Source organism: Methylobacterium bullatum (assembly GCF_014845095.1).
Classification (GTDB): Bacteria; Pseudomonadota; Alphaproteobacteria; order Rhizobiales; family Beijerinckiaceae; genus Methylobacterium; species Methylobacterium bullatum.
The window spans coordinates 1-11,695 of the sequence record NZ_NKUG01000130.1 but is presented as its reverse complement, the minus strand read 5'-3'; the positions used below and the strand labels follow the sequence as shown (position 1 = coordinate 11,695).

10 protein-coding genes are annotated in these 11,695 nt (G+C 66.9%); 3 read left to right on the top strand and 7 right to left on the bottom strand.

Annotated features, from left to right (window positions below):
- Positions 1–179 precede the first annotated feature (179 nt).
- A complete protein-coding gene (locus tag MBTS_RS17810) occupies positions 180–716 on the bottom strand; it encodes a superoxide dismutase family protein (RefSeq protein ID WP_192216145.1) in 537 nt (178 codons plus the stop codon).
- 354 nt (positions 717–1,070) lie between these two features.
- Here MBTS_RS17810 and MBTS_RS17805 point away from each other — a divergent pair, with 354 nt between their 5' ends.
- On the top strand, positions 1,071–1,745 hold the full coding sequence (locus tag MBTS_RS17805) for a hypothetical protein (RefSeq protein ID WP_192216144.1): 675 nt from the start codon (positions 1,071–1,073) through the stop codon (positions 1,743–1,745).
- Between the two features lie 126 nt (positions 1,746–1,871).
- Here MBTS_RS17805 and MBTS_RS17800 read toward each other — a convergent pair whose 3' ends face one another.
- Together MBTS_RS17800 and lanM are read right to left on the bottom strand one after the other, a co-directional pair.
- Complete coding sequence (locus MBTS_RS17800) at positions 1,872–2,105, bottom strand: GcrA family cell cycle regulator (RefSeq protein WP_018043414.1); 234 nt, start codon at positions 2,103–2,105, stop codon at positions 1,872–1,874.
- 509 nt (positions 2,106–2,614) lie between these two features.
- Positions 2,615–3,025: a lanmodulin LanM gene (gene lanM / locus MBTS_RS17795; RefSeq protein WP_018043413.1), complete on the bottom strand. Its 411-nt coding sequence runs from the start codon at positions 3,023–3,025 to the stop codon at positions 2,615–2,617.
- 248 nt (positions 3,026–3,273) lie between these two features.
- Here lanM and MBTS_RS17790 point away from each other — a divergent pair, with 248 nt between their 5' ends.
- Both MBTS_RS17790 and MBTS_RS17785 read left to right on the top strand, forming a co-directional pair.
- Positions 3,274–4,842, top strand: a complete 1,569-nt coding sequence (locus tag MBTS_RS17790) for a glycosyltransferase family 61 protein (protein WP_192216143.1) — start codon at positions 3,274–3,276, stop codon at positions 4,840–4,842.
- A 313-nt stretch (positions 4,843–5,155) separates the two neighbouring features.
- On the top strand, positions 5,156–7,240 hold the full coding sequence (locus MBTS_RS17785; RefSeq protein ID WP_056146708.1) for a hypothetical protein: 2,085 nt from the start codon (positions 5,156–5,158) through the stop codon (positions 7,238–7,240).
- A 12-nt stretch (positions 7,241–7,252) separates the two neighbouring features.
- Here MBTS_RS17785 and MBTS_RS17780 read toward each other — a convergent pair whose 3' ends face one another.
- From MBTS_RS17780 to MBTS_RS17765, 4 genes are all read right to left on the bottom strand, one after another.
- Positions 7,253–8,260, bottom strand: a complete 1,008-nt coding sequence (locus MBTS_RS17780; protein ID WP_238253909.1) for a PAS domain-containing protein — start codon at positions 8,258–8,260, stop codon at positions 7,253–7,255.
- Positions 8,261–8,734: 474 nt separating this feature from the next.
- Entirely contained in the window at positions 8,735–9,991 is a 1,257-nt protein-coding gene (locus MBTS_RS17775; RefSeq protein ID WP_192216142.1) for a Zn-dependent hydrolase, read from the bottom strand.
- Between the two features lie 181 nt (positions 9,992–10,172).
- Complete coding sequence (locus MBTS_RS17770) at positions 10,173–11,192, bottom strand: ABC transporter ATP-binding protein (protein WP_192216141.1); 1,020 nt, start codon at positions 11,190–11,192, stop codon at positions 10,173–10,175.
- Between the two features lie 319 nt (positions 11,193–11,511).
- Positions 11,512–11,695, bottom strand: a 184-nt coding sequence (locus MBTS_RS17765) for an oligopeptide/dipeptide ABC transporter ATP-binding protein (RefSeq protein WP_342357239.1), incomplete at its 5' end; no start/stop codon positions are given.

Genomic DNA, 11,695 nt, shown 5'->3' with positions numbered 1-11,695 from the left:
GCTCTGCCTGAGCAGAAGGCACGCAGTGGTGCCAAGCTCGTGAGCATCGGCAACGGTCAGCGCTGACCGGACGACAAACACGAGAACCCGGCATCACGGCTCTGCTTTTGCGGCGGCCGTGATGCCGTTCGAGGCATTCGCATCCTCCGGCGGCCCTGCGCCGAGGATGCGATGGCCGGCTACTTGATGACCGAGCAGGCGAGGCGAGCACCCGCCCCGCCGATCGGCTGGCTGGTATGGTCGTCCTCGTTGGCGTGGATGATGAAGGCCGAGCCGTCGGCATCCTTCAACCCGCCCTCGCCCGTGAGCGGCGTCTCGCTCGACACCTCCGCATTCACCGAGCCATCGGCATTGGCATAGACGTTGGGCAGGTCGCCCTCGTCAGGCCCTTCCGGGTTGAGCAGGCCGTGCTTGCTCTGGTCGTGATTGACGTGAGCCTTCGATTTCTCGAACTTCTCCATGTCCGAGCAATCGGCCACGGCGTGGAAATGGATGCCGTGCCAGCCAGGAGGCAGGCCACCGGGCTGGATCGCCAGACGCAGCACCAGGGCGCTCGCTCCATCGCGGATGGTGACCGTTCCGATCGGTTCGCCCTTCGTGTTGACGACCTTGCTCTCGTAGGTCTGCGGCGCGGTACTCGCCGCCGGGGCAGGCGCCTGCGCGAGGGCGGGCGCGACGCCGCCCACGAGGGCGAGGACCGACAGGAATCGTCTCATGGCGTTTCTCCTCTCCACGCCGGGGCGATTGTGGAGCTCTGCAAGGAAAATCCCGGCCGCGACCGTGTCCGACGACGATGGCCCGGGCAAGGCTGTCGTCGCGGTCGGGTCGGGTGCCATGTGTGTCCGCCGAGCCCGGACGGCAACCGCATCCGGACGCCGAAGCAGGTCCGGTGCCGGGCATCCCCACGGGGCATCCACCCCAAACGGAATGCCGGTTAACATAGCATCGTGGACGCCATCGTAAGCTTTCGTTAAGCTGACATCTCAGTCCGACAGCGATTGCCGGGCGGCCGTGCGGAGGTGGAACGCCGATATGCGTCCGATCTCTCGGCACCAGCCTGGAGAGAGTCGATGCCAATGCGTCTTCATCGGTTTTCGACCATCGTTTCGGCGCTCGGCCTGTCGGCGCTCTGCGCCATGCCGATGACCGATACCGTTTCCGCTCAGGACGCGCCCCTCGCCAAAGACGCGACGCCCGCTCCCGCCGGCCGTGCATGGACCGATCCGCCCGACCGGAAGGCCGCACCCTCGCCCGTCGCCGGGCGCGAGGATGGCAAGCAGCAGGATGTCCGGAAGGCCGACGCGACGGCCCGTGCCGGGAAGGCGGCGCGAAACCGCCGTGACGCGGCTGCCAGACCCCGGCCCGCCACGGCCAGCCGGCACGCGAGCAGAAAGGCACCCGGCCACGGGATCGTCCGCCGCCTGGTCCCTGCCGGTCGCGAGACTCTCCGCCCCGTCGCCGTCAGGGCGCCCGCCAGCCGGGTGGCGAGAGACGGAACCTGGACCGTCCGTGCCTTTCAGCCGAACTACGATGACACTCCCGGCTATCGCTACGGCTACCTCCCGGAAGAGGGGCCGGCCTATCTCCGCCGGGATGATGGGGGCAGAGATTATCAGGCGGCCCGCCTGCGGGAGGCTCGCGAGGCGGGATATCTCGTCGTCCGCTCGAATGACCCCCGCCCGATGCACGGACGCCCCTTCGAGGCTCTCCGCGGGCCCGAGGATCGGGGCGATCCCGAAGACTGATCGTGCGCGCCGGGCTTTACCGTCGGCGTTTCTGACTGGGCTTGCGCATCACTCCGCCCACGCAAAAAACCTCGCTGGCGAGAGCCGGCGAGGCATTCCATGATAGCGGGGGAAGCGAAGACCGCTTTAGCGAAGGCGGCCGGGACGTGCCGGCTCGAAGACGATGCGGCGGTGAAACGCGCACCAGCTCTTGCCATCCGGCGCAGGCGCACCGCAACAGACCGCGCGATCGTTCGGCTCGCCGATGATGAACTTGCAGACGAAGGCGCCCGACTGTGCGAAGGGGACGCGCAGTTCGGCCGACGGTTCGGCAATGGCGTCAGCATCGCCGATCTGTGACAGGCGAACGAGTTGATTCATGTAAAACGTACTCGCAGGATCTGCGTCTCTGGCGGGCGCACGCCCGGTGGGACCGTGGATTGAAATCCGCCGTACGAACGGTCCTTCCGCCACGGGGCACGACGATGCCTCGGTTGCTTCCGATCCGCCCCGTGACTTCATGGGAAGCCGCGATACGACGCTGTCATGATGTCACTGTATCTAGGGATCTTTCGCCCTTAAACAAGTCTCGACGCATCAAGGTGCTGCAGCGCACAGATTCTGGCGTCTTTCGGCGTGGTTCGAGGTCGAGTTCGCCTCTTCTAGCGCCAAATCCCTTTCTTTTTTGAGAATGCCGACCACCGAATCATCCGTCGCCGGTCGAAGCCGCGCAGTGATTCGCCGGGTACGTCGGCCTTCGAGCGCCTCGCGAAACCTTCGCTCACGTCCGAGACGACGAAAAAACCCCATGCGCCGGCCGGCACATGGGGTCTGGTCGTTGTTCGAAACCGTGGTCCGGCCCGCTCGCGGCGAGCGCGGCCCCTGCCGGCTTACTTGAGCAGCTTGACCAGGGCCTTGCCGGCCGGGGTCTTCAGCTCAGCCGCATCGAGGGTGCCGTCGTTGTCCGGATCGGCCGCCTTGAAGCGGGACTCGACCAGGGCGAGGTACTCTTTCTTGTCGATCGTGCCATCCTTGTCCGGATCGGCTTCCGCGATCACCTTCTTGCCACCGCGACCCTTGAGCTCCTTGGCGTCGAGGGTGCCGTCCTTGTCGCCTTCGAGGGCGTCGAACTTGGCGCTGGCGACGGCCTGGACTTCCTTCAGGTCTATCGTGCCGTCATTGTCGGTGTCGATCATGGAGATGATCTTGTTGCCCTTGGCGGAGGCCGGGGTGGCGACGGCGAAGGGGACGGCCAGGGCGGCGATGGCAAGGAAAAGGGGGAGCTTTGACCGGTTGAGCATGCGTAAACCTCCTAATTGCGTCAGCGTTGTGGAACTATCACAGGCTTTTGCAGATGCGAAGGTACTCTATTGCAGGGCAGCGGCCCGTTCTTGGGCCGGCTGTGGATGACGGACTCTCCGATACCGGCGGATCGGAGCCCCAAAGGGCACGGGCACACGACACATGCCGCTGATGACGGATTGGTTCTCCCTTCTCCTTCATGAAGGAGCGATGTCATGGGAAGCAACGAAGGACATGATCCATCACTATGTTTCAGCCCGTCATGGAAACCGGCCGTCGTCTTCTCAGGCGCATCTGGCGTTGGGCCGTCTTCAGGGGGACGGGATTCAAGTACCGGGATTTCGAATTGGCCTTCGAGCGAGGCGATTGGCCGACGATCCTGACACGGGCCCGTAACGGCGAGCGACTCAAGAAAAGCCCGTCGATGATGGGCATGTTCATCCGCGCCGCCGGCGAGATGCGTGACGTCGAAGCATTGGCCTGGGCCGAAAGCCAGTGCCTGGGCGCGCGATGGTCGACGCGGGATCGGTATGCGGTGAGCCAGAGGTTCCTGATGCTCGGCGAAGCGGCGGCCGCATGGGCGGTCTTCACCGCCGATGCGGCCGTGATGGCCGAGGCGAGATTCGCCCACCAGGCGAAATCGTTCCTCCCCCATACCAAGGATGCCGCCCTCCGGTCGGCGATCAAGGCGGCCATGGCGAAGGCCGTCCCCGTCGGATCCTCCGCCGCGGCGGGCGTCGTCAAGGCGGCGGCCACGACGATTCGATTTCCGTTCTTCGGCTCCGGGCAGCGGGTTCAGGGCTCCGTCGAGATCCGGTCGAGCGAGCGAACCCCGCCGCGCCACGCCATCAAGGTCACCGCAGATATCGAGAGCTTCCGGACCAAGGTCGCCCGGGCAAAGCCGCCCGAGATCATCGAGCACCGGGAGGTGTTCGTGGACCGGAACGGCCAGATCTGGAAGGAGGACGGCAGCCTCATCGTCTCGAAGGGAACGCCCATTTCCCGCTTGTCGCGCGCGGAAGTGCCCGGCATCGCGACAGGCTTCTTCGCCATCAAGAGCACGCGCGGTATCTATCACTGGCTGGTGGATCGCCTGCCGCTCTTCGCCTGGATGCTGGAGGACGGGGCGCCGGATGCGGTGATCCTCCTGAGCGACGAGGCCCCCTCCTTCGAGAAGGAGACCCTGCGTCTGGCCGGCCTGCCCCAGACGGTGGTGGATGTCGGTGATGCGGTCTTCGTCCAGCGGCTGCTGATCGCCCGCAGCGGCATGCAGGGTTTCAGCTATTGGTACCAGGTGGCACCCGTCATCGAGCGGGTGAAGCGGTCCGCCCGTGCCATCGCTGCGCAGGAAAACGTGAGCGCCGGCGATGCGATCTACATCTCCCGCCGCGATTCGAGCCGACGGGTCATGAGAAACGAAGCCGAACTCGAGGCCCAGATCACGACGAGGGGCTATGCGGGCGTCGCCCTCGGGACCATGCCCCTGTGGCAGCAGGTCTTCGTCGTCTCGTCGGCGAAGCGGATCGCCGCTCCTCATGGGGCCGGGTTGGCACATATCGTCTTCTCGGAGCCCGGAACCCACATCACCGAGATTGTGCCGGTCCAGGACGGGACCTACTTCCTGCGTCTGAACTATGCCCGGCTCAGCCTCGTGATGGGACATCGCTATCGGGGCTGGCTGGAGCCTCACCACGGCGCGATGGACAGTTGGACCGTGGATGCCCCGGCCTTCCTCGATTATCTCGATGAGCGGCCCGGCGATGCGGCCGCTCACGTTCGCGTGGAGGATGCCGGCGACCGGTCCCGGATGGGGTGAAGGGCCCCCTGTCCGGCGGCGGATCACGCGATTGTTGGAGGTGCCCCGACGAATGGGCGCCCTCATTCCGGCCACGTCGTTGCAGCAGGGGCTGCGTTCATGGGAGACACCCGGCACCGGCATGGGGGCCGGACTCGGTCGGCCGGGTCGAAGCGTTCGGCTAAGTCTTTGTCGAGACGCGGTGTATCGATGCGGGCTGTTGCGTCCTCGCGTGACGCGGCATTAGATTTCGGGTTGGGAGATCGGGATTGGGCGCTCGACCGGGAACACGTTCAGTGAAGGGCTGTCCACCGGTCTCCTGGCGAGATGGTTCATGCTGATCTTGGAGAACGTCTGGGTCCGGTCGCTCCAGTCGCGGTCGCATGCGGTTCTGTGCGGTCTCTCCGGGGTCATCCCGACGAACCGTCGCGTCGGCATCCTCTGCGCCTCGAAGATCGAGCGCCGTGCCTTCAGCGACCTCATCGCGGGGGTGCGGCAGCCCGCCATCGGCAAGGTGCGGCGCGAGGCGGACATCTCGAGTCCCGTCGGTCGCATGGCTGGGATCGTCGCCCTCCATACGCTGAGGCGGAACTGCGTGTTCGCGGCCAAGATGCACCGCATCGAGCCGGGAAGCCTGATCAAGTTCGTCGCCTTCGTGGCCAATATCGATGCCTTCATGGACGTGCCGTACAAGCACGTGCCCGCCGATATCGCCTTAGCGTTTCGGTATGCCCTGTCCTACGGGCTGCCCTACGAGACCTACTTCGTCGACGGCGACATTCTTCCGCAGACGGCTGAGTTCACCGACCGTTTCGCCAGCGTGATTAAGCAACGCTCGGCTACGAGCGGTTTCATCGTCATTTCGTCGAACGTCGCCCAGGTGCGGGAGTTCTGCGACATCGTCGGCGTGGTGCAGGCCGATAAGATCGTCCTCTACTCCAATGCTCAGCGGGCCATCCACGAATACATGAGGCTGGTCGACCTCAACAAGCCCGATGTCGATGCCACCGAGACCTTGCTGGCGCGGATCCGTCGCGCCTTGAAGCTCGAAGATTGGCCGATGGTGGCCGCCATCGCCACGTCCGAGATGCAGGACGATCCGGATAGCCCCACGGCGATCTGGCTGTATGGGGAACTCGCCCTGTCGCGGGGGGACCGTCGACGCGGCATCGACCTGATCATACGCGCCTGTCAGGCCAACCCCTCCTTCGAGGAGCCGTGGAAGGCTCTGGTGCGCGTCGCCGAAGACGAGCAGGACGAGGAGAGGCTCAAGCTCCTGGCCTCCGTGCTGATGACCAACGATCAATGCCGGATCTTGCGGATGGCCGCCAAGATCATCGAGCAGACCGGCACCGACGCGGCGGCCGCCGACGCTTGGCGTCGGGTCGCTGCCGCGGCCCGGACGGATGTGGGCGTGCTGATCGAGGCCGGCGACCGCTTGCTCCGCGCGGGGGCGGGGGAGGATGCGGCCCGGATCTTCGAGGCCGCCTATGCGGCCGATCCGACGAATGGCCGCCTCCTGGTGATGCTCTACCGAAGTGAACTGCTCTTTTCCGACAATGAGCGGTTGGCCGAATTGGCGGCTCTCATCGTGGAGTTCTACCCGGAGGAGGCCGAACGGGCCGTGCGCCTCGCCCAGCGCGCGCGCCGTCCTGAGGTGAAGGCGATCGAGGATGGCGGCTCGTCTACCCTTCTCGAATCCGTTGCCGAGGAAGCCCTTCCGGTCAGAATCGGGCGCGCCCTGAAACAGCAGGATGTCGACGCCCTGGCCGAGATCGCGGAGGCCGAGATCCGGCGGGAGGCGGACGGCGCCACCGGCATCTGGCTTCTCGGTGAGATCGCCCTGATCAAGGGAGATCGCGAGCGCGGCGGGGAACTGATCCTGCGCGCGTGCCAGGCGGATGCCGAGTTGGAAGAGCCCTGGAAGACTCTGGGGCGTCTTGCGGAAGAGGAAAAGAGCGAGGAGCGGCTCAGCTATTACGTTTCCGCCCTGATGACCAACGGTCAGGGGCGTATCCGTCGGCTGGCCGCCAAGGCGCTCGAGCCGACGGGCGACGAGGAATCGATCCTGGCGGCGTGGCGTGCCGTCGCCCATGTGGCCGGTGCGGATCTCGCCCTGATGCTGGAGGCGGGCGACCGGCTGTTCCGCTATGGCGCCGCCGGCGAGGGAGCCCAGGTCTTGTCACGGGCGCTTCAGGTCGATCCCCGGAACGGACGCGTGCTGATGCTGCTCTATCGCTGCGAACTGACCTTCTCCGACGACGAGCGCCTATTGGCGCTCGCGGGCCAGATCAACGATGTCTCCCCGGCCGATATCGACCGCGCCATCCGTCTCGCCCTGAATGCGCGCAAGGCGAACCTCGGCAAGCGGATGAAGGAACGGTTCAAGCAGCCCGCGCCCAGCGACGCGAGCGCCTGAGCGGAGGCGGCCTCACGCCTCCCGCACACCGGGCTTCTGCCCCGGATCGAAGGTGAAGACGACGCCCGCCTGCTCGAGAACCTGACGCACCGCCTGCACCGTGTCGCGTCGCGGGCGGATGGTCGCCTCCGGATCTTCGATCCGCACGATGGTCGAGACCGATACGCTCGCCCGCCGCGCCAATTCGTCCTTCGACAGGCCGGCCATCCCGCGCGCGGCCCGGACCTGTGCGGAGGTGAGATCCCCGCTGCCGCGGCCGATATCGGTCGCGGGCCCGCGAGCGTCCGTGCTCGACGAGGCCGCCTGGAAGCGGCTCTGTCCGGGGACGCTCAGGCACACGCCGACCCATTCCTTCACCGAGCCGTCCCGGTTCATGATCGGCACGCCACGGGCGTTGAACCAGCGATAGACCCCATCGACGCAGAGGATTCTGTAGTCGGTGTTGTAGGCCGTGTCGTGGCTGAGGGCCGTGCGCCAGGCGAAGTTCGTGCGTTCCCTGTCGTCGGAATGCAGGACGTCGATCCAGCCGAGGCCCTGGAACTGATCGTGTCGCTGCCCGGTGAGCTCCTCCCAGAGCGGCATGTCGATCGACTTCCCATCGGGGCTGACGATCCAGACCACCGCAGCCGTGGCCGAGAGCAGAGCCTCGAAGCGATCGGGTCCCTGTTTGGTGGAATGCTTCGCATCGTAGCGATCGGTCACGTCCTCGACGACGCCGATCGCCTGGCTCGGGCGGTTGCCGGGGCCGAGCACCACCTCGGCATGGCTGGCGATCCAGCGCAAAGTCTGGTCCGGTCGGATGATGCGGAACTCGCGCCGGAGCGGCTGGCCTTCGCGCAGCAGGGTCAGCATATCCGTATGCGCGGCACGATCGTCGGGATGCATCATGGCCTCCACGACGCCGAAGCTCAGGGCGACCGAGGGGGAAAGGCCGAGAACGCGATGGAGGCCGATCGATCCGTGGATGTCGAGCTCTTCGAGGTCCGCCGACCAGAAGCCGACATCCGTGGCATGTTGCATGAACTTCAGGAGGCGGCGGGAGGGCAACCGGCGCGATGCGCCATCCGACCGTCCGGATGGATCCATCGACGACCGTGGCGGCATGTTTCTTTCTCCTCGGCCAATGTGCCGCCTGACATGAACGATTTTATGCCAGGATGTTCCGAAACACTATGTCGTTGCGTGTTTTTCTCCTGCCGCACAACCCGCTGTAGGGCGAATGGGACATAATTTCGCTCGGTGCATTGTCCGTCCCCGTTGCCACCCCGTGGATGGGCGAGGTCATGCATCTGCCCCCGCCATCCCGGCCCTCCTGCGGGCGCCCGTCACAGCCGCGCCCATGACGGAACCGGCGCGATCGCCCCTTTCGATGCGGGCGAACTCGCATGTCGCGTGCCGGTGACGGGAACCTCAGAGGGATTCTGGGCGGTCTCGCGCGGTGAATGGCCGGAAGCGGTGCGGCGTCGGCTTCGCCCGGCGCACATGGCGTCCCGCTCAGCCGGCCCGAACCGGTGCGTTGGCCAGGGTCAGAAGGGTCTGGAGCAGGACATCGGCGCCGGCGGTGCAATCGCCCTGCGTCGCCGACTCCGCCTCGTTGTGGCTGATCCCGTCGCGGCAGGGCACGAAGATCATGGCCGTCGGGGCGAGGGCGGCGATGTTGCAGGCATCGTGGCCAGCGCCCGAGACCATGCGGCGATGGCTGAAACCCAAGCCCCTGGTCGCCGCCTCGACGGCGCCCACGACCCCGGCATCGAACGGCACGGGTTCCTTTCGCCAGATCCGGGTCAACTCGATAGTGAGCTTGCGCCGGCCGGCGATGGCGTCGAGTTCCGCTCGTAATTCGCTTTCGACCGCGTCGAGGGTCTCGGCTTTCGGGTCGCGCACGTCGAGGGTGAAGCGGATGCGGCCGGGGATGACGTTGCGCGACGGCGCGCCGATCACCGCCTCGCCGATCGTCGCCACCGCCGTGGGACCGTGGGCATGGGCGATCCGCTCGACGGCCAGCGCGATCTCGGCGAAGCCGTTGAGGGCGTCGCGACGGCGCGGCATCGGCGTCGTGCCCGCATGGCTCTCGAAACCCGTCACCACGCCGTCGAACCAGGCGATCCCCTGCCCGCCCTCGACGACGCCGATGGTGGTCGCCTCGGCCTCCAGGATCGGACCCTGCTCGATATGCAGTTCCACGAAAGCGCCGATCCTGCGCTCGCCCACCGGCTCGTCTCCGAGATAGCCGATGGCCTCCAGCGCCTGCTTCACGGCGATACCGGCGGCATCCCGCCGGGAATGGATGTCCTCCACCGTGAATTCTCCGGCATAGGCGGCGGAGGCCATCATGGCGGGGGCGTAACGCGAGCCCTCCTCGTTGGTCCAGTTGACGAGGAGCAGGGGCGCCTCGGTTTCGATGCCGGCATCGTTCAGCGCCCGCATGACCTCCAAACCTGCCAGGGTGCCGAGGATGCCGTCGAACTTGCCCCCCGTGGGCTGCGTGTCGAGATGCGAGCCGCAGGCGACCGGCAGGCGCGTCATGTCGCGTCCGCGCCGCAGGGCGAACTGAGTGCCCAGCGCATCGACACGCACCTCCAATCCCGCCGCCTCGCAGGCATCCCGGAACCAGTCCCGGACCTGGCCATCCTCCTGCGACAGGGTCAGCCGGTTGATTCCGCCGGCCGGGGTGGCGCCGAACCGGGCGGTCTCCATGATCGTGGACCACAGGCGCGCGCCGTCGACGCGGAGATTGTGGGTCGTGCTCATGGGCGTGTCCGTTGTCTCGGGTTGGTCTTTTCGGAATGGGGTCGGTTCTTCAACCTTCCGACCTGAGGTGCCGCGAAGCGGCCTCGAAGGAGGCCTCCAGGGATCGGAGGGTGAATGGGAGGTCTCCTTCGAGGCCTGCGCTTCGCTCCGGCACCCAAGGGCGAGGTCGTGGGTGGGAGAGCTACGCCTCCACCATCTCCGCCCGCTGTGCCTGGAAGCTCCGCGTCGCCTCGTCGGTCTTCCAGCAGGCGGCGCGATGGCCAGGTCCGGCCTCGACCACCGGCGGGTCGCCCACGCGGCAGCGTTCCTCGGCAAGGAAGCAGCGCGGTGCGAAGGGGCAGCCCGGCTGGCGGTTGGCGAGGTCGGGCGGGCTTCCCGGGATGGTCTGGAGCCGGGAGCCCTTGGCGAGCGCCCCGTCGGCGCGGCTGCGCAGCAGGCCGATCGTGTAGGGATGATGCGGGTTCAGCACCACCTGCCGGGCCGAGCCCTCCTCCACGATGCGGCCGGCATACATCACCGCGATCCGGTCGGCGACCTCGACGGCGGCACCGAGATCGTGGGTGACGAAGAGGGTGGAGAGCCCGAGCTCCGCCTGCAGGTCGCGCAGCAGCAGCAGGATCTGGATCTGCACCGTGGCGTCGAGGGCCGTCGTCGGCTCGTCGGCGAGGAGGACCTTGGGGTTGCAGGCGAGGGCGAGGGCGATCATCGCGCGCTGGCGCATGCCCCCCGACATCTCGTGCGGATAGGCGTCGAGCCGCCGCTCCGGGCTCGGAATGCGCACCCGTTCGAATTGCTGCAGCGCTCGGGCGCGTGCTTCGGCCGCGCCGATCCCCTCGTGCTGGCGGATCGCCTCCATGATCTGGCGGCCCACCGTATAGACCGGATCGAGGGCCAGCAGCGGCTCCTGGAAGATCATCGCGACTTCGCGGCCGCGTAACGCCGTCAGGTCGCGCTTGCCCATGGCCATCACGTCGCGGCCGGCGACGAGGATGCGGCCCTCGATCGCCGTCTTGCGCTCGGGGTTGAGGCGCATGATCGCGCGCAGGGTCACGCTCTTGCCCGAGCCCGACTCGCCGATGAGGGCGATGGCCTGGCCTCGGCCGAGGGTGAGATCGACCCCATCCACGGCGCGGACCTTGCCGCCGAAGGTGACCTTCAGGCCTTGGATTTCGACGGCGGGTTCTGTGAGCCCGCGACTCATCGGAAGCCTCCTCGGTGCGTCGAGTGTCGCGACGGGCTCCTGTCCGTCTCCGTGCAGCCTACGATATTCGCACATCTCGCGGGCTGCTCGGGTCCCCTCTCCTGGAAGGAAAGGGACAGGGTGAGGTGTGTGACCTTTTCGGAGATGGACCACACCTCACTCCAGCCCTCTCCTTCCAGGAGAGGGAGCCCGTCGCGCTTCATGTCGAACTTTCTTACATCGAGGGAACAGCCGTCGAGCGCATCTGTGAACCCAAGTACCTCGCACGAGAGTGGACCCGCGCCGGGGCCGGAGAGGTGGCGGTGGCGAAGAGCCGTGCTCATGCGGCCACCGGCAGGGCGGGCGCCGCCGAATGGCCGGAGCCCGGCTGGCGGGCGAGGCAGGCGACGCGGTGGACGGGGTCGACCGGGGCGAGGGGCGGAACATGGCTCCGGCAGATATCCTCCACGAGACTGCAGCGCGGGTTGAAGCGGCATCCCGGCGGCGGGTCGATGGGGTTGGGC

What these genes read in the sequence shown, in the direction of transcription:
- MBTS_RS17810 (WP_192216145.1), bottom strand. Translation starts at nt 716, where the DNA reads ATGAGACGATTCCTGTCGGTCCTCGCCCTCGTGGGCGGCGTCGCGCCC.
- MBTS_RS17805 (WP_192216144.1), top strand. Translation starts at nt 1,071, where the DNA reads ATGCCAATGCGTCTTCATCGGTTTTCGACCATCGTTTCGGCGCTCGGC.
- MBTS_RS17800 (WP_018043414.1), bottom strand. Translation starts at nt 2,105, where the DNA reads ATGAATCAACTCGTTCGCCTGTCACAGATCGGCGATGCTGACGCCATT.
- lanM (WP_018043413.1), bottom strand. Translation starts at nt 3,025, where the DNA reads ATGCTCAACCGGTCAAAGCTCCCCCTTTTCCTTGCCATCGCCGCCCTG.
- MBTS_RS17790 (WP_192216143.1), top strand. Translation starts at nt 3,274, where the DNA reads ATGTTTCAGCCCGTCATGGAAACCGGCCGTCGTCTTCTCAGGCGCATC.
- MBTS_RS17785 (WP_056146708.1), top strand. Translation starts at nt 5,156, where the DNA reads ATGCTGATCTTGGAGAACGTCTGGGTCCGGTCGCTCCAGTCGCGGTCG.
- MBTS_RS17780 (WP_238253909.1), bottom strand. Translation starts at nt 8,260, where the DNA reads ATGCAACATGCCACGGATGTCGGCTTCTGGTCGGCGGACCTCGAAGAG.
- MBTS_RS17775 (WP_192216142.1), bottom strand. Translation starts at nt 9,991, where the DNA reads ATGAGCACGACCCACAATCTCCGCGTCGACGGCGCGCGCCTGTGGTCC.
- MBTS_RS17770 (WP_192216141.1), bottom strand. Translation starts at nt 11,192, where the DNA reads ATGAGTCGCGGGCTCACAGAACCCGCCGTCGAAATCCAAGGCCTGAAG.